The sequence below is a fragment of the Roseibium limicola genome (assembly GCF_017313085.1).
GTDB lineage: Bacteria > Pseudomonadota > Alphaproteobacteria > Rhizobiales > Stappiaceae > Roseibium > Roseibium limicola.
The window spans coordinates 433581-449912 of sequence record NZ_JAFLNF010000002.1 but is presented as its reverse complement, the minus strand read 5'-3'; the positions used below and the strand labels follow the sequence as shown (position 1 = coordinate 449912).

The following is a 16332-nucleotide window of genomic DNA, read 5'->3' as shown; positions in this document are numbered from 1 at the left end:
CTGTTGGGTTCCTCTTTTCCGCCGGTCGACGGCGTGTTTCACGAAGGCAACGTTTCATGAACGTCAATCGTCCTCGCCCTACCGACAATGCTGTTTTTGGATCCTCCATCACCGGTGGTGCCCATGAACCGACCTACAGCGGTGTTCTCTCCTTCATGCGTCGCCGCTACAGCCGTGATCTGACGGGGGTCGATGCAGCGGTCTGGGGCATTCCGTTCGACGCTTCGGTTTCCAACCGACCGGGTGCGCGCTTCGGACCCCAGGGCGTGCGTCGCGCATCGGCAATTTTTGATGGGGATCCGCAATACCCGTTCCTGGCCGACCCTTTCGAGCAGTTGTCCGTTGTGGACTACGGCGACTGCGCGTTCGACTATGGTAAAAACGCTGACATTCCCGGATGTATCGAGGCGCAAGCGCGTGAGATTCTTGACGCCGGGGTGCATCTTTTTTCCATCGGCGGGGACCACTTCGTGACCTATCCGCTGCTAAAGGCGCATGTTGCCAAACACGGCCCTCTGGCGCTGGTGCAGTTCGATGCGCATCAGGATACCTGGGATGATCAGGGCGACCGTATCGACCATGGCACCTTTGTTGGCAGGGCGGTCCGAGAGGGACTGATTGATCCGGACAAGTCGATTCAGATTGGCATCCGGACCCATGCACCGGATGATTGTGGTCTGGAGATCCTTTACGGCGAAGACATGGAGCTGATCGGTATTCCAGGTGCGGTGGAGCTGATCAAGGACAGGGTTGGCGATGCCAAGGCCTATATGACTTTCGACATTGATTGCCTGGATCCAGCCTTCGCGCCTGGTACCGGAACGCCCGTCTCCGGCGGCCTGACATCACGCGAAGCGCTGATGATCTTGCGCCGACTCGGGGAGGTGAACTTCGTTGGCGGAGACGTGGTGGAAGTCGCTCCGGCATATGATCATGCGGATATCACCTCGATTGCTGGTGCGAGCGTGGCTCAGCATTACTTCGGGCTACTGGCAGAAAAGAAACAGGCTACAGCAGCGAGCGACCAATCGTAAGGCTGGCGAGGTTCAATTGGCGGACGCAATGTCCTGGCGACGGTTGTCGTTGTCAGGATAGGTCGTCCAGAACCGATAAAGCGGATGGGCATCGCGCATCGTTTCATAGAGCCCGACCATACGCTGCAGAAACACCAGTTTTCCGGTGTATGTGATCAGCAGGCCTGGCAGGGTTATCAGCAGATCGTTGAAGACGGCGCCAAAAATCGTCGCCATAAAACCAACGCCGGTCACAAGCGACAGCACGATCGCCGTGGTCTCTTCACTTGAGGGGATCGGAACCTTGGCGCGATTGAGCCAGATCCGCTCACCAAAAGTGGCGCGGGAAGCCCAAGTGTTGGTATTCTTGGGGGCAGGGAAAAGTCGCGGGTTGGTCCACAGCCAGATCATCACGCCCAAGGTCAAAGCCAGCGATGGACCAAGTCCAAGCGTCGAGTGGCTCCAGATGGCTGCAACGAGCAGGGGCAGCGTTGCCATTCTGGTATAGACGCTCCAAGGCGAGGCATGCCGCCGCCAGGTTGCGTTGTCCATGCCAAGTACACCAATCTTACCGGCTGACATCGGGGCTGGGCCGGGTCCTGCCGGAAGCCTTGGCTGTGCCTGACGCATGAAACCTCTCATCTGGAAAATTACGATGCGGCATTATAGCGGAAAACCTATAGGCCGTCAGAGTTATTGCAGAGCCGGTTTCCAGACCCTTTCCCGGCCGCATACAAAACGCAGACATGCCGGCAACCATTTAATGCGGTTCACCCCGAAGGATGCGTGTGCGCAAGCCTATCGGGGTGAATGATTTTGACGCTCTGAATGCCGATAGCTATCGGGTGACGGCTAGATCTTTTCTTTTACGTAGGATCCAGGTGCCTCTTCGAGGATCTTCACTCTATAGGCCCCGGGTTTGCGCGCCTTGGCGCGGGTGTCGTCCTGCTTGCGAATCCATTGATCCCAGTGAGGCCACCATGATCCTGGATGTTCCTCCACCTTGTGCAACCAGTTTTCGTAGGTGCCGCGTGGTGGCCGGCCGGTCCAGAACTGATACTTGTTCCTTGAGGGTGGGTTGACCACGCCGGCGATGTGACCTGATCCGGAAAGGACGAATTCCACCGGTCCGCCGAAGCAGGTGGAGCCGAGGAAGACGGACTGCGGTGGAGCAATATGGTCTTCCTTGGTCGCCAGATTGTAGATCGGGATGGTGACGTCTTCCAGATCCAGGCGCTCTCCGTCCATCTTCATCTCGCCTCGGGCGAGCGTGTTATCAAGGTAGCAATTGCGCAGATAGAACACGTGATTTGCCGCTGGCATGCGCGTGCTATCGGCATTCCAGTAAAGCAGGTCAAAGGGGAAGGGGTCTTCACCCTTCATGTAATTCTTGATCACATACGGCCAGATCAGCTCGTTCGGGCGCAGCATGTTGAAGGCCGAGGCCATTTTGGAGCCATCGAGAAAGCCGGTGGCCTCCATCTGCTTTTCCAGGATCGAGAGCTGTTCCTCATCGACGAAGACCTTCAGGTCGCCCGCGTGGGTGAAATCCACCTGGGTCGTGAAAAAGGTGGCCGTCTTGATCCGCTCGTCCTTCTTGGCGGCCATATAAGCGAGAGTGACGGACAGCAGGGTGCCGCCGACGCAATAGCCGATTGCGTTGACTTCTTCTTGTCTCGTTGTCCGCTTGATGACATCCAGCGTGTTGAGAATGCCTTCCTTCATATAGTGCTCGAAACTCTTCTGAGCCTGCTTCGGGCCAGGGTTTACCCAAGATATGACGAACACCGTGTGGCCCTGATCCACCGCCCATTTTATGAAGGATTTTTCCTCGTTGAGATCGAGAATATAGAATTTGTTGATCCATGGCGGGACGATCATCAAGGGGCGTTTCAAAACTTCGTCGGTGGCCGGATCGTATTGAATGACCTGGCAGACGTCGTTCTGAGCAATCACCTTGCCGGGGGTCAGGGCCATGTTCTTGCCGAGTGCGAACTTGGTCATGTCCGTATGGCGGATCTTCAGGTCACCGTGGCCAGCCTGAATGTCTTCGGCCAGGTGCTGCATGCCCTTCACGAGATTCTGGCCGTTGCTTTCCACCGTCAGCCGGAGCAATTCCGGATTGGTAAGGAGAAAATTCGACGGGGAGATCGCGTTGGTGATCTGCTCCATGTAGAACTCGGCCTTGTGGCGTGTGTGGTCGTCCACCCCATCGGCCTCGCGCACCATATCGTTAGCCCAGGTGCTGGTGATCAGATACAACTGCTTGAGAAAATCGAAATACTGATTTTCGTCCCAGTCCGGATCCTTGAAGCGCTTGTCGCGCATGCCAGGGGCGACTGCGGGCGTATTTTCTTCACCCATCATCCGCTTCAGGGAGGAATTCCAAAGGTCGATGTATCCGCCCCAAAGGCGGTTTTGGGCTTCCATGGCGCGCTGCGGATCGGAGACCCAATAATCACCAACCTGAGCAAGGGTTTTGACTACCGACGTGAGCTCATCCGTTGCAATGTTGGATTTGACGTCACCGTTTTCGCGTGGGCCAATGTAGGCGGCCAGAGCCTTTCCGGCATGCTCAAGCGCCTTTGCAAGATTCTGCGCAAAGGTTTCCGGATTGTCGACGATGTATTTGATTAGTTGGTTTTGGCGTTCGTCAGCCATGGCCTCAGGCTTTCCTCCAAACGTCTTTATTAATCCGGAGGGCCAGAGTGACCGTACCGTTTGTGCACTTGAACAAGTGTCACTCAGGTTCGGGCGCAAACGCAATGCGGATTTGTCAAAATCTGGCGAAAGCCCTGTCAAGACGCGCAGGAAAGCATTTTCCGTGGCGCGAAAACCACGTCGTGGTTTGGTGGATTCAGGCCGGGTTCTGCGATAAAAGTGAGATGCTGTCGAATAATTGCATTGTCCGGGTCTGTGGCGGCTTTTCCGAACGCACGTCAGTCATTAGAGTGCATCTAAACAATTTGATACTCATTGGAATCAATTGCCTTGAAAAGACTAAGGGTTTTGCAGTTTCTCGGATTGTTCGTTGTGCCTCTGGGGGGCTGTGCACTCGGGCCTGATGTTACGCTTCTGGATGTGGTCTCGAAGCCGAATGCATCTGCGTCCACATCGGTCGCCGATGCGTCTTCAGCAAGTACCGCAGTGATTGCAAGCGGGGATGATGTTGACACACCGCTGGCTCTGGCGTCGCGCGATGAAGGTCAGACAGATCCTGGATCAAAAGTTCTGTCGTCCTCCGGAGCTAGCAGTGTTTCTCTCAGGCCAGGCGCGGTCGTCACGTCAGCCGAGGCGCAGAAGGAGGCGACTATTGCCTATCTGAAGGCATTGGGATTGGCCAATGGAACGCGCGGCGTGTCGCAACAAAGCCTCAGTGTGGATGCGTTGCGTCGGTTGGCTGCTTCAGAACGTGCCGATGCGCTGGCAGACATCGAGGCAGGAAGTCTGGCGACCGACTAAGCCAAAAATATACCTGTCCAAATTTCCAAAGGTGGGTGCAGTGGGCGATGCCTGCTGCTAAAAGGCCAACCAACGCCCTTCATCGGACTTGAAGGGCTGGCTCTAACTGCCCGCCCCACGGGCCAGAGCTTCATCAAAGTGTTTAACGGGAACAGGATCGCGAAGGACCCGCGCCATGGAAGAGTTTCATAAGACCCGGCGGCTGCCACCTTATGTCTTCGAGCAAGTCAATCGACTGAAAGCCAAGGCGCGAGCGGCGGGCGCGGATATCATTGATCTCGGCATGGGCAATCCGGACCTGCCGACACCGAAGCACATCGTCGACAAGCTGACGGAAGTGGTTCAGGACCCGCGTTCGCACCGTTATTCGGCTTCGAAGGGTATTCAGGGGCTGCGCAAGGCGCAGGCTGCCTATTACGACCGGCGCTTCGGCGTTAAGTTGAACCCGGAGACACAGGTCGTGGCGACGCTGGGATCCAAGGAGGGCTTCGCCAACATGGCTCAGGCGATTACCGCGCCTGGGGATGTGGTGTTGAGCCCCAATCCGAGTTATCCGATCCACACATTCGGCTTTCTGATGGCCGGTGCTGCCATTCGTTCAATTCCAGCCGAGCCGGGACCGGAGTTCTTCCACGCGCTGGAACGCGCAGTGGTTCACTCTGTGCCGAAGCCATTGGCGGTCATCCTGTGCTATCCGGCGAACCCGACTGCCTATTGTGCCGATATCGAGTTCTATCGGGACGTGGTTGCCTTCGCGCGCAAGCATGAGATCTTTATTCTGTCCGATCTTGCCTATTCCGAGATCTACTTTGGCGACACCCCACCGCCATCGGTACTGCAGGTGCCGGGTGCGATGGAAGTGACGGCGGAATTCACTTCGCTGTCCAAGACCTTTTCAATGCCGGGTTGGCGCATGGGATTTGCGGTTGGCAACGAACGGCTGATAGCAGCCCTCGCTCGCGTTAAGTCCTATCTCGATTATGGTGCCTTCACGCCTATCCAGGTAGCTGCCGCTGCGGCTCTCAACGGGCCTGACGATTGCATTCGTGAAACGCGGGCGATCTACAAGAAACGCCGTGATGTGGTGATCGAATCCTTCAGCCGTGCGGGATGGGATATTCCTGCGCCGGAAGCCAGCATGTTTGTCTGGGCGCCAATCCCGGAGAAATTCCGCAGCCTTGGCAGTCTGGAATTTTCCAAGCTTTTGCTGGAAAAAGCGGAAGTTGCTGTAGCTCCGGGCATTGGATTTGGCGAGTACGGCGACGACTTCGTCCGCATTGGTCTGGTGGAGAACGAGCAGCGGCTTCGGCAGGCGGGGCGCAACGTGCGCCGTTTCCTTGAAACAGCGCACGAAACATTGCACAACGTGGTGCCGATCGAGGCCTCCCGCTAAGACAAGAATACCAATCGGAATAATTTAGATGGCAAATGCTTTGAGACTTGGGGTTGCGGGACTGGGTACCGTTGGCGCATCCGTGATCCGGCTCCTGGGGGAGCATGGGGATGCGTTGGCGCGCAAGAACGGTCGTGCAGTCGAGGTGACAGCTGTCAGTGCGCGTGATCGCACTCGCGACCGTGGAATTGATCTCAGCGGTCTGACGTTCTTCACGGACCCGATTGAGCTGGCCCAATCCGACGAGATCGACGTTTTCGTTGAGCTGATCGGCGGCGACAATGGCCCTGCAGAAAGCAGCGTGCGTGCCGCTTTGTCTGCTGGAAAGCATGTGGTCACCGCCAACAAGGCGCTGCTCGCCAAGCACGGTGTGGATCTGGCGGAGCTGGCGGAAGACAATGGTGTGTGCCTGAACTACGAGGCTGCGATTGCCGGCGGCATTCCGATCGTCAAGACGCTGCGTGAAAGCCTTTCAGGTAACGCGGTGACGCGGATCTACGGAATCATGAACGGTACCTGCAACTACATCCTGACCCGGATGGAGAAGGAAGGTATCTCGTTTGAGGATTGTCTGGCCGACGCCCAGCGACTTGGATATGCAGAAGCCGATCCGACATTCGACATTGAAGGCAATGACACGGCCCACAAGTTGGCTGTTCTGACGAGTCTGGCCTTTGGCACGAAGATCTCCGCTGACGATATCTATCTTGAAGGCATCACGTCCATCACCACGGCTGACATTCAGGCCGCCGATGAGCTGGGGTACCGGATCAAGCTGCTGGGTGTGGCCCAGAAGACAGACACCGGAATCGAACAGCGTGTTCATCCGACAATGGTACCGAAGCAGTCGGCGATTGCCCAGGTGGACGGCGTGCTGAATGCCGTCGCGGTCGATGGTGATTTTGTCGGTGGACTGGTTCTGGTCGGACCCGGTGCAGGTGGCGATGCGACCGCTTCTTCTGTTGTCAGCGATATCGCCGATCTTGCGCGTGGTGATGTCACGCCAGTTCTGGGGATGCCGGCCAAGGATCTTGCAGATTATACGCGCGCCCGCATGCGTCTGCATGAAGGTGGGTATTATATCCGCTTCACCGTGCAGGACCGGGCGGGAGCCTTTGCTGAAATCGCCAAGGCGATGGGGAACAAGGATATCTCGCTGCAATCCATCGTGCAGCGTCACCGCGGAGACGCCGACCGAGCAGATGCGAAGTCGGTTATTCTGATTACCCATGAAACGACTGAAGTCGCCGTGCGGGAAGCGCTGGACGAGATTGCCGAAACGGGTGTTATTTCTGGTGTTCCGCAGATGATCCGAATCGAACGACTGAGTTAAGCCTTTGGGTCTGGCGGGAGCGGGCCCAAAGAGTGTGGAGACGTTTATGGCGAAGAATGATGTAGCTGCTTCCAGCGTTCTGGATCGTATCCTGACACTGGAATTGGTGCGTGTGGCGGAGAGAGCAGCGGTATCGGCTGCTCGTTTGCGCGGACACGGCGACGAAATGGCTGCCGATCAGGCCGCTGTGGATGCCATGCGCCGAGAGCTCAATCGTTTGCCGATCGACGGTACCGTGGTGATCGGTGAAGGCGAGCGCGACGAAGCACCGATGCTCTACATTGGTGAGGCGGTGGGCAACAAGAATGGGCCAAAGGTGGATATCGCGCTGGACCCGCTGGAAGGCACCACTGTTTGCGCCAAGAACTTGCCGAACTCTCTGGCCGTTATCGCCCTTGCGCCTGAAGGTGACCTGCTGAATGCGCCGGACAGCTACATGGACAAGATCGCGATTGGGCCGGGTTATCCCGCTGGCCTGATCGATCTCGACGCGCCGATTGCTGCAAACATTGCTGCGATTGCCAAGGAGAAGGGCGTCAAGGTTCGCGAGATCACCGCATGTGTCTTGGACCGCCCGCGTCATGCGCGACTGATCGAGGATATTCGTGCCACCGGCGCGGCGATCCGACTGATCGGCGACGGGGATGTGGCAGGCGTCATTCACTGCACGGATCCGGAAGAAACCGGGATTGACCTCTATGTTGGTATCGGCGGTGCCCCCGAAGGCGTTCTGGCAGCGGCTGCGCTGCGGTGCATTGGTGGCCAGATGCAGACGCGTCTGGTGATCACCCGCGAGGAGCAGGTGGAACGTGCCTATCGCATGGGCATTGAGGACATCAAGAAGAAGTACACGCTGGAAGACATGGCCGGTCCTGATGTGTTGTTTGCAGCCACAGGGGTGACGGACGGCAACCTGCTTCAGGGCGTGAAGTTCGGGCGGACCGACATCACGACCCACACGTTGGTGATGCGTTCGTCGACCGGGACGGTGCGCTATATCAAGGCCAAGCATAGCCAGCTGGACAAGTTTCACCTGGATTGAGTTTCGAGGAAAGACGCGTCGGACATTGCTCCGTCGTGCTCGTGTACGTTTGAGGACACTATAGCGAATGCGACGCTTCCCAAGCGCTCCCGTCTCGAGGACCTCATGATTTTCCCCATATCCTCCGCGGAGGCGGGTCGGCTGGTTTTGGGTGTGGCCCGATCCGCCAATGACAACGCATGGCGAGAGCGTCTCACTGAGGCGCAGGCTCTGGCTGCCATGACCATTGCGCAGCGTGACGGTCTGCCGGATGTGCTGGCGCGGGTAATGGCGGCGCGTGGTGTTGTGGCTGAGCAGGCGGCGGACTTTCTCAATCCGTCGCTGAAAACCTTGATGCCCGACCCCTCCAGCCTGGTTGCGATGGATGCGGCCGTGGTGCGTATCGCCGATGCTGTTCAGGCGGGCACGTCAGTTGCCATCTTTGGCGACTATGATGTGGACGGAGCGACGTCCTCCGCCGTTCTTGCCACTTACCTGCGTTGGGTCGGTCTTGCCCCGGTGATCCACATTCCGGATCGCATCATTGAAGGCTATGGCCCCAACGGCCCGGCCATCGAGTCTCTATACGAAGGGGGGGCGCGACTTCTCATTACTGTCGATTGCGGAAGTACCTCCTTCGAGGCCTTCGAGACGGCAAAACACATCGGTTTGGACGTGGTGGTCATCGATCATCACCAGGTTGGCGAAGAGCTTCCGCATGTGCAGTCTCTGGTCAATCCAAATCGACAGGATGATCTGTCGGGGCAGGGGCATCTGGCGGCTGTAGGTGTGACCTTTCTGTTCCTCGTGGGTCTGAACCGCGAGCTGCGCCGTCGTGGTGTCTTTCAAAATCGCCAGCAGCCGGACCTGATGAGCCTTCTTGATATGGTGGCGCTTGGCACGGTCTGCGATGTGGTTCCGCTGATCGGGTTGAACCGGGCCTATGTTATGCGCGGGCTGGATGTAATGTCGCGACGGGCCAATCCGGGGCTTTCCGCGCTGGCTGATGTGGCACGGGTGAATGGACCGCCAGCGCCTTATCATCTTGGTTTTCTTCTAGGGCCCCGCATCAATGCGGGAGGTCGCATCGGTGATGCAGCTCTCGGTGCACGTCTGTTGACATGCGCCCAACCGGATGAAGCCCGGGGCATCGCTGAACGTCTCGACATGCTCAATCAGGAGCGTCAGACGATGGAAGCCACGATGTTGCTGCAGGCGGATGCGCAGGCCTTTGTCTCCATCGATCAGGACGACCCAGCAGTGCTTTTGACTGGTTCGGAAGATTGGCATCCTGGCATCGTCGGCCTGATTGCCTCTCGGCTGAAAGAAGCCTATCGCCGTCCGGCCTTTGCCATTGCCTTTGATGCAGACGGCAAGGGAACCGGATCTGGACGTTCCATTCAAGGCGTAGATCTGGGCAAAGTGGTGCGTCGGGCTGTCGACATGAAGCTTCTGATCAAGGGCGGCGGCCATGCGATGGCCGCAGGCCTTACAGTGGAACGTGCCAAGCTTGAAGAGTTGACGGCTTTCTTCAACGAGACACTGGCCGCAGACGTTGAGGAGGCTTCGTCCAAACGGGAATTGAAGGTTGATGGCGCCTTGACGGCGACGGGCGCCACTGTGGATTTTCTGCAACTGCTGGAGAAGGCCGGGCCTTATGGCGCTGGTCATGCGGAGCCGGTCTTCGTGTTTCCCTCGCATCGGGTCAAGTTTGCCGATGTGGTTGGGAATGGCCATGTGAGGGTAACCCTCGGCGCGGGCGATGGCTCAACCTTGAAAGCCATCTGTTTCAAGGCGGAAGACAAGCCGCATGGCAAGATGCTGCTGGACAACCGGGGCCGCAGTCTGCATGTGGCCGGCACCTTGTCCATTGACACTTGGCAGGGCCAGCCCAAGGCGCAGCTGCGCATTCTGGATGTTGCCGACCCGCAAAAAGTACGAATTTGAGACGAGAAGTCTGAGTGAGAGCTCAGTGGCCCTGTTGGAATTAACAGGCATTAACCATATCGAAACGCGTTTTTTCTAGCCTTGCCTTCGGTGAAGGAATCACCGGAGGGGAACGATATGGCTGCTCAGGATGAGCTCAAGGCACTTTTCGCGGAGCTGGACGAACACACCGACAAAGCTTTGATCGGCTTGCGTCAGGTTCGTTCAAGCGCCAGGGTGAGCTCGCTGGAGAGTGCAGGGTCGATTGCCGCCGTGCCACTTGTACTTGGCGCAGCCTTTTTCAGTCTGGCCATCGTCTGGCTCAAGACGGGTTCGTTTTCCTGACATGAGTGAATTTTAGGCGGCTGATTGACCATTTCAAAGTCGCTAAGCCCTTTTATCTTTTCCGCATTTCGCTAATCTCAGAGGTTCCAGACGCAGTCATTCCACTGCGCAGCTCCTTTCATTCTTTTAGCGAGATACCAGCCATGTCAGATGTGCCAATTGCCCTGTGGGCGATGAACCTGGGTTTTTCACCCCGGTCCGCGGAAGCGTTTGCCAACCACGTTAAATCCAAGATGCTGGAGGTGAAGGAAGAGGGCGGAAAGCTGCTGGTCCTGCCTGAGTTTGCAATCGAGGCGTGCCTGGCGTTCAAACCTGAAGGCCTGAAACCGACCGAAGAGATGGCGTTTCTTGCGAGCGTTGGCGAAGAGGTTCGGGCTCTTCTGCAGCCTGTGCCGGAAGAGACTGGCGTTTCCCTGTTGCTTGGCTCCATGCCGATCGTCTGTGAAGGCGGCTTGACCAACACGGCAGTGTTTTATGCAGCTGACGGGCGGGAAATCCGGCACGACAAGTTAAGCCTTACTCCGGGTGAAATGGATGAAACCACCTGGAATCTCGTTCCGGGACCAGCGATTCGCGTGTTCGAGTGGGAAGGGATCAAGACGGCCATACTGATCTGCCTTGATGTCGAAATGCCGGCGCTGTCGGTAATGCTGGCTGAACATAAGATTGAGCTGTTGCTTATCCCTTCGATGACGGAGAAGCTGTCGGGCTATCACCGGGTTTTCGATTGCGCCAAAGCACGAGCGGTCGAGCTGATGTGTGCGGTCGGTGTGTGCGGCGCTGTTGGTGCCTCCGTCGGTACAACGCAGATGCACACCAATGTCTCCGGAGCGGCGCTTTTTGTGCCGTGCGAGGAACCCCTTGGCTTTACGGGAGTTGGCTCCAAGACCCCTACGACTGATGGATGTGCAGGCGAAAGCCCGGTGCTTTTCGCCACCGTGCCGGTCACTATCATTCGGGAGCTGAGATCCGGCGACGCGGAAGTCTGGCCGGGCGCTTGGAAAGCCGATCACGTTCAGGTCCTTGTGGAAGACTAATGGCAATATCTTCCGTTAGGGAAGATTGTCGCGTAGCTGTCAAGGTTGCAAACCATGGTGGATGCCTGGTGGCAAAACGTCAGAAGGTCTCTTTTGAAAGACCTTCCAACACTGAAGAAAAAGGGACGTCAGCTGAAACGCGTATTCAAAAGCCTCTTCACGATCCCTGATCGGCTGCAGATCGGGGCGCTTTGCTATCGCTGGATGGACGATGAGCTGCAGGTTCTGTTGCTGACGACGCGAGACACCCGTCGGTGGATCTTGCCGAAGGGCTGGCCGATGATGAAGAAAAAGGGGCACCGTACAGCCTTGATCGAAGCCTTCGAGGAAGCCGGAGTGATTGGACGTGTCACCGACAAGCAGCCGTTTGACAGCTTTCAGTCGCACAAGGGCTTTGGGGGTGGTTTGAAAGTCGACACCAGTGTGCTGGTTTATGTCATCGAGGCTGTCGAAATGACGGAAAATTTCCCCGAAGCAGGCGAGCGTGAGATCCGCTGGCTGAGCGTCGGCGAGGCGCTTGATCTGATTGAAGAAGACGCTGCAAAGCCTATTTTGAGCCGATTTTCAGAGGAAATGCAGGCGCAAAGGGCTTCAGCGTAGTCCTACTCATTGCATTTTTCCGTCGGTTCGTTAAGCGAGGGGTTCCTCGTGTGTGACAGTTGTATGACGGCCACGACAACGAACTGAGCTGGATGCCATGGATCAATATCGCAAGCCGACTCTCGACAAGGATCTGGACAAGTTCAGTTTTGTTGAGGAAGCGACAGGAAATCTCAGCCAAAGACTGGTTGCGCCGGGCATCGGCCTAATCTTCATCGTTTTCAGCGGCCTTGCTGCAACGGCCATCTTCTCGGGAACTCCGGGCGCTTTCGTCATTGTGGTCGCCGCCGTGATCGGTGCCTACATGGCATTGAACATTGGCGCCAATGATGTTGCAAACAACGTCGGGCCGGCTGTCGGGTCGCGCGCGATGACGATGATGACGGCACTGGTGATTGCCGCCATAGCCGAGAGTGCAGGGGCCTTGCTGGCGGGGGGCGACGTTGTCAGCACGATCTCCAAGGGGATCATCGATCCCGCTTCCGTGGCCGATCCGTCCGTCTTCACCGTTGCGATGATGGCAGCGCTGATGTCCTCGGCACTATGGATCAATCTGGCGACCTGGGTCGGGGCTCCGGTTTCCACAACACATGCCATCGTTGGCGGGGTGATGGGGGCCGGCATTGCGGCTGCGGGCTTTGCTGCGGTGAGTTGGGGAACTATGGCGCAAATCGCAGCCAGCTGGGTTATCTCGCCCGTGCTAGGCGGCATCATTGCTGCCTTTTTCCTGTATCAAATCAAGGTTCTCATCATCTATCGCGTAGACAAGATCGCTGCGGCCAAACGCTGGGTGCCGGTTTTTGTCGCTGTGATGGCAGGTGCCTTTTCTGCGTATCTGGCGACCAAGGGCCTGAAAAAGATCATCAAGATCGACATGGAAATGTCGATGATCATCGGGCTGGTCGTGGCTGTCCTGGCCTATCTGATCGCCCGTCCACTGGTCGCCTATCAGGCGCGTGGTCTGGAGAACAAGAACCAATCCCTCCGCAAGCTCTTCAAGCTGCCACTGATTGCCTCGGCAACTTTGCTCTCCTTTGCCCATGGGGCCAATGACGTTGCCAATGCGGTTGGTCCGCTGGCTGCGATCGTGCATACGGCAGGGCTGGGGGATGTTGCGCGCGACGTGCAGATCCCGCTGTGGGTCATGGCGGTAGGCGCGCTTGGCATCTCTTTCGGATTGCTGCTTTTCGGCCCGAAGCTCATAACCATGGTCGGGGGGCAGATCACCAAGCTGAACCCGATGCGGGCTTTCTGTGTGGCGTTGTCTGCGGCTTTGACCGTCATTGTCGCTTCCGGGCTCGGGCTGCCGGTATCATCTACCCATATTGCGGTAGGTGCCGTGTTCGGTGTCGGGTTCTTCCGTGAGTGGTACACGGCCAATTCCAAACGCCGCCAGGCTTACATGATGCAAAAGACGGGACGGGCTCCGAAGCCGTCCCGACCAGACCGCAACCGCGAGGAGATGGTTCGCCGCAAATTGGTCCGACGGGCGCATTTCTCAACCATCGTTGCTGCCTGGATCATCACGGTTCCCGCCTCCGCGGTTTTGTCCGCCGTGCTTTATTCCGTGCTCAGTGTGGTCATGGGCTGACGTCACCTCGCTTCGAATCTGGCAGAGAAAATAAAAAAGCGCCGCAGGGATCCCTGCGGCGCTTTTACGTTTCAAGCCTGCGTGACGCTTAGTTGGAAGCGCTTGACTGGGCGTTGGGGAAGAACAGCTGTTCGCCACCAACCTTGTAGGCGGCGATCGCCTTCTGTCCGTTTTCGCCGGTGAGCCAATCGATGAAGGCCTGGCCAGCTTCGGTTTTGACGTTCGGGTGCTTTTCCGGATTGACCAGAATGACGCCATACTGGTTGAAAAGATTGTCGTCGCCTTCGGTGAGGACCTTCAGATTGGCCTTGTTTTCAAAGGCTAGCCAGGTGGCCCGGTCGGTTATCGTGTAGGCATCCATACCGGCAGCAACATTGAGTGTAGCGCCCATGCCAGACCCTGTTTCCCGGTACCACGACCCGGACGCATCGGTTGGAGTGATGCCGGCCATCTGCCACAGTGCCTTTTCCTTCTTGTGGGTGCCGCTGTCATCGCCGCGCGATGCGAAGGAAGCCTTGCTCTCGGCGATCTTGGTCAGGGCAGCCTTGGCGTCATTCATGCCCTTGATGCCAGCGGGATCGGCTTCCGGCCCGACGATAACAAAGTCGTTGTACATGACGTCGAAACGCTCAACGCCGTTGCCGTCTGCGATGAACTTTTCTTCGGCCGGCTTGGCGTGAACCAGCAGTACATCGCCATCACCGTTGGCGGCATTCTTCAGCGCCTGACCGGTGCCGACAGCCACAACCCGGACTTCAATGCCGGAGGTTTCAGAAAACTGCGGCAGGATGGCATCCAGAAGGCCGGAGTTCTGCGTCGATGTGGTGGATTGAACGACGATGAACTGATCGGCAGCAAGGGACTGAGGGACGGCAATACCCGCAGTCGCAAGGCCGGCGCCGAGGGTGGCGGCAGTCAAAAGACGATTGAAAAAGTTCATAAGGTTGATCTCCCTAAGGCGGTTGTTGTGAGGTGTTTTTGGTGGTGTCCCGGCTACAATTTCGCGTGCTGCAGTCGGGAGTGACTAAAGAACGATCTCCCCGCGAACATAGGCTTCGGCTTCGACGGTGGCCGGCTCGCTGAAGAACTTGTCGGCTGGTGAATGCTCCAGAATGCGCCCTCGATGCAGGAAGACAATGTTGTCTGCCAGTCGACGGGCCTGGGACAGGCCGTGGGTGATCAGGACGATCTTGGTGCCAGCCGACTGTGCGGCGCGGATCGCTTCTTCGATCAGGACAGTGGATGCCGGATCAAGATTGGCAGCTGGCTCGTCCAGAAACAGGACTTTGGGCTTGAGGATCAGGGCGCGGGCAAGGGCCAATCGCTGCTGTTCGCCACCAGACAGGGTGCGTGCTGCGTGGGAGGCCAGGTGATCGAGGCGAGCCAGGGCGAGTGCGTTCTCCAGCAGTCCCTGTGGAATGGGGGAGTAACGCAACTTGGCTGCGAACTTCAGATTGGCCAGAACGGAACGCCGTAGCAGAACCGGTTTTTGCTGGACAAGGGCCTGAGCCTTGCGAACCTCCAGAACGGGGGGGCGCTCCAGTCCGTCAACATGCCACAAGACAGTGCCGGACGTCGGTTGGCAGAGCCCATGCAGACATTTGAGCAGCAACGTCTTACCCGCGCCGTTTGGCCCGAGAATGACGGTGATGCCATTGTCCAGGAGGGTGAGATCGACCTGATCGAGCAACCTTTTGCCCTCAAGTTCAAGCGACAAGCCTCGCACCTGCAGCGGCATGGGCGAAGCCGCAAGCCGGTGCGCGTTGCGTGAAGGGCGCCTTGGGGGCGTGAAATCAAGCACTTCTGACATGGGAGCGCTTTCCGTCCGGGGCATTGATCATCGAGGTCAAGGCGTTCACACCCAGCGCAATCGCGAGCAGAATGAGCCCCAGCGCCAAAGCCAGTGCAAGCTCACCCTTTGAGGTCTCCAGGGCAATGGCAGTGGTCATGACCCGTGTGACATGGTTGATGTTACCGCCGACGATCATCACTGCGCCAACTTCTGCAATTGCACGACCGAAGCCGGCAAGCAGGACTGTCAGCAGTGAAAAGCGCCCATCCCAGAGGAGCGCGGCAATGGCGGTGTGCGCGGGAACGCCGAGAGAGTGAAACGTCTCTGCATATTCGTGATTGAGGTCAGCAATGACCTGACGGGTCAGGGCGATCAGAATCGGTGTGATGAGTACCGTCTGGGCGATCACCATGGCTGTCGGGGTGTAAAGCAACTGCAACACGCCCAGGGGGCCTGCATTGGACAGCATCATATAGACGAGCAACCCGACGACCACGGGGGGAAGTCCCATCAAGGCGTTGCACAGGATCACCAGGCCGTGCCGTCCGGGAAACCGGCTGATTGCCAAGGTTGCGCCAAGGGGGAGGCCGATCAATGCAGAAACGACGAGGGCGCTTAGGGTGACTTGTATCGACAGCAGGACGATTTCGACGAGCGCAGGATCGGCCGCCGCGATAAGACGTCCAGCAAGCCGAAAGCTTCCTGTAAAATCCTGCATTTTTATACTTTTCTCTCGCCCATTCTGTCAACTGAGAGAATATCACAGTCTTTGGCGAGAGGGTACAGGTGTTTTGAGGTTGCTGGCGCAAGCCCTTGTCA

15 protein-coding genes are annotated in these 16332 nt (G+C 57.6%); 10 read left to right on the top strand and 5 right to left on the bottom strand.

The features are described 5' to 3' along the window. Positions 1-56: 56 nt before the first annotated feature. Positions 57-1034, top strand: a complete 978-nt coding sequence (speB, locus tag J0X15_RS05515; protein WP_206938801.1) for an agmatinase — start codon at positions 57-59, stop codon at positions 1032-1034. 12 nt (positions 1035-1046) lie between these two features. Here speB and J0X15_RS05510 read toward each other — a convergent pair whose 3' ends face one another. Both J0X15_RS05510 and J0X15_RS05505 read right to left on the bottom strand, forming a co-directional pair. After that, entirely contained in the window at positions 1047-1643 is a 597-nt protein-coding gene (locus J0X15_RS05510) for a DUF6653 family protein (protein ID WP_209015098.1), read from the bottom strand. A gap of 222 nt (positions 1644-1865) precedes the next feature. Continuing rightward, the gene (locus J0X15_RS05505) at positions 1866-3674 is read right to left on the bottom strand and encodes a PHA/PHB synthase family protein (RefSeq protein WP_206938800.1); all 1809 of its coding nucleotides are present in this window, start codon (positions 3672-3674) and stop codon (positions 1866-1868) included. A gap of 330 nt (positions 3675-4004) precedes the next feature. On the opposite strand from J0X15_RS05505, the gene J0X15_RS05500 reads away from it, so the two are divergent. The 9 genes from J0X15_RS05500 to J0X15_RS05460 all read left to right on the top strand — a co-directional run bounded on the left by J0X15_RS05500 (position 4005) and on the right by J0X15_RS05460 (position 13721). Next, positions 4005-4475 (top strand): hypothetical protein, encoded by a 471-nt coding sequence (locus J0X15_RS05500; RefSeq protein WP_206938799.1) that lies wholly within the window; start codon positions 4005-4007, stop codon positions 4473-4475. 175 nt (positions 4476-4650) lie between these two features. Next, positions 4651-5868, top strand: coding sequence for an LL-diaminopimelate aminotransferase (locus tag J0X15_RS05495; protein WP_206938798.1), 1218 nt, complete (start codon positions 4651-4653; stop codon positions 5866-5868). A 28-nt stretch (positions 5869-5896) separates the two neighbouring features. Next, the gene (locus J0X15_RS05490; RefSeq protein WP_206938797.1) at positions 5897-7201 is read left to right on the top strand and encodes a homoserine dehydrogenase; all 1305 of its coding nucleotides are present in this window, start codon (positions 5897-5899) and stop codon (positions 7199-7201) included. A 46-nt stretch (positions 7202-7247) separates the two neighbouring features. Continuing rightward, positions 7248-8243 (top strand): class II fructose-bisphosphatase, encoded by a 996-nt coding sequence (gene glpX, locus J0X15_RS05485; protein ID WP_206938795.1) that lies wholly within the window; start codon positions 7248-7250, stop codon positions 8241-8243. 105 nt (positions 8244-8348) lie between these two features. After that, entirely contained in the window at positions 8349-10169 is a 1821-nt protein-coding gene (gene recJ / locus J0X15_RS05480) for a single-stranded-DNA-specific exonuclease RecJ (RefSeq protein ID WP_206938794.1), read from the top strand. A 117-nt stretch (positions 10170-10286) separates the two neighbouring features. After that, complete coding sequence (locus J0X15_RS05475; protein WP_206938793.1) at positions 10287-10493, top strand: hypothetical protein; 207 nt, start codon at positions 10287-10289, stop codon at positions 10491-10493. A gap of 143 nt (positions 10494-10636) precedes the next feature. Continuing rightward, positions 10637-11530 (top strand): nitrilase-related carbon-nitrogen hydrolase, encoded by an 894-nt coding sequence (locus tag J0X15_RS05470; RefSeq protein WP_206938792.1) that lies wholly within the window; start codon positions 10637-10639, stop codon positions 11528-11530. Positions 11531-11623: 93 nt separating this feature from the next. Further along, a complete protein-coding gene (locus J0X15_RS05465; protein WP_209015097.1) occupies positions 11624-12130 on the top strand; it encodes an NUDIX domain-containing protein in 507 nt (168 codons plus the stop codon). Positions 12131-12227: 97 nt separating this feature from the next. After that, positions 12228-13721, top strand: coding sequence for an inorganic phosphate transporter (locus tag J0X15_RS05460; protein WP_206938790.1), 1494 nt, complete (start codon positions 12228-12230; stop codon positions 13719-13721). 88 nt (positions 13722-13809) lie between these two features. Here the strand turns inward: J0X15_RS05460 and J0X15_RS05455 are convergent, their stop codons facing one another. The 3 genes from J0X15_RS05455 to J0X15_RS05445 all read right to left on the bottom strand — a co-directional run bounded on the left by J0X15_RS05455 (position 13810) and on the right by J0X15_RS05445 (position 16231). After that, positions 13810-14661: a substrate-binding domain-containing protein gene (locus tag J0X15_RS05455; RefSeq protein WP_206938789.1), complete on the bottom strand. Its 852-nt coding sequence runs from the start codon at positions 14659-14661 to the stop codon at positions 13810-13812. Between the two features lie 84 nt (positions 14662-14745). After that, on the bottom strand, positions 14746-15531 hold the full coding sequence (locus J0X15_RS05450) for an ATP-binding cassette domain-containing protein (protein WP_206938788.1): 786 nt from the start codon (positions 15529-15531) through the stop codon (positions 14746-14748). Further along, entirely contained in the window at positions 15515-16231 is a 717-nt protein-coding gene (locus J0X15_RS05445; RefSeq protein WP_206938787.1) for an ABC transporter permease, read from the bottom strand. Before J0X15_RS05445 ends, J0X15_RS05450 begins: the two co-directional genes overlap by 17 nt. Between the last annotated feature and the right edge of the window lie 101 nt (positions 16232-16332).

Bases quoted from the DNA above. Each gene is read 5' to 3' on its own strand.
- speB (WP_206938801.1), top strand. From the start codon at position 57: ATGAACGTCAATCGTCCTCGCCCTACCGACAATGCTGTTTTTGGATCC.
- J0X15_RS05510 (WP_209015098.1), bottom strand. From the start codon at position 1,643: ATGCGTCAGGCACAGCCAAGGCTTCCGGCAGGACCCGGCCCAGCCCCG.
- J0X15_RS05505 (WP_206938800.1), bottom strand. From the start codon at position 3,674: ATGGCTGACGAACGCCAAAACCAACTAATCAAATACATCGTCGACAAT.
- J0X15_RS05495 (WP_206938798.1), top strand. From the start codon at position 4,651: ATGGAAGAGTTTCATAAGACCCGGCGGCTGCCACCTTATGTCTTCGAG.
- J0X15_RS05490 (WP_206938797.1), top strand. From the start codon at position 5,897: ATGGCAAATGCTTTGAGACTTGGGGTTGCGGGACTGGGTACCGTTGGC.
- glpX (WP_206938795.1), top strand. From the start codon at position 7,248: ATGGCGAAGAATGATGTAGCTGCTTCCAGCGTTCTGGATCGTATCCTG.
- recJ (WP_206938794.1), top strand. From the start codon at position 8,349: ATGATTTTCCCCATATCCTCCGCGGAGGCGGGTCGGCTGGTTTTGGGT.
- J0X15_RS05475 (WP_206938793.1), top strand. From the start codon at position 10,287: ATGGCTGCTCAGGATGAGCTCAAGGCACTTTTCGCGGAGCTGGACGAA.
- J0X15_RS05470 (WP_206938792.1), top strand. From the start codon at position 10,637: ATGTCAGATGTGCCAATTGCCCTGTGGGCGATGAACCTGGGTTTTTCA.
- J0X15_RS05460 (WP_206938790.1), top strand. From the start codon at position 12,228: ATGGATCAATATCGCAAGCCGACTCTCGACAAGGATCTGGACAAGTTC.
- J0X15_RS05455 (WP_206938789.1), bottom strand. From the start codon at position 14,661: ATGAACTTTTTCAATCGTCTTTTGACTGCCGCCACCCTCGGCGCCGGC.
- J0X15_RS05450 (WP_206938788.1), bottom strand. From the start codon at position 15,531: ATGTCAGAAGTGCTTGATTTCACGCCCCCAAGGCGCCCTTCACGCAAC.
- J0X15_RS05445 (WP_206938787.1), bottom strand. From the start codon at position 16,231: ATGCAGGATTTTACAGGAAGCTTTCGGCTTGCTGGACGTCTTATCGCG.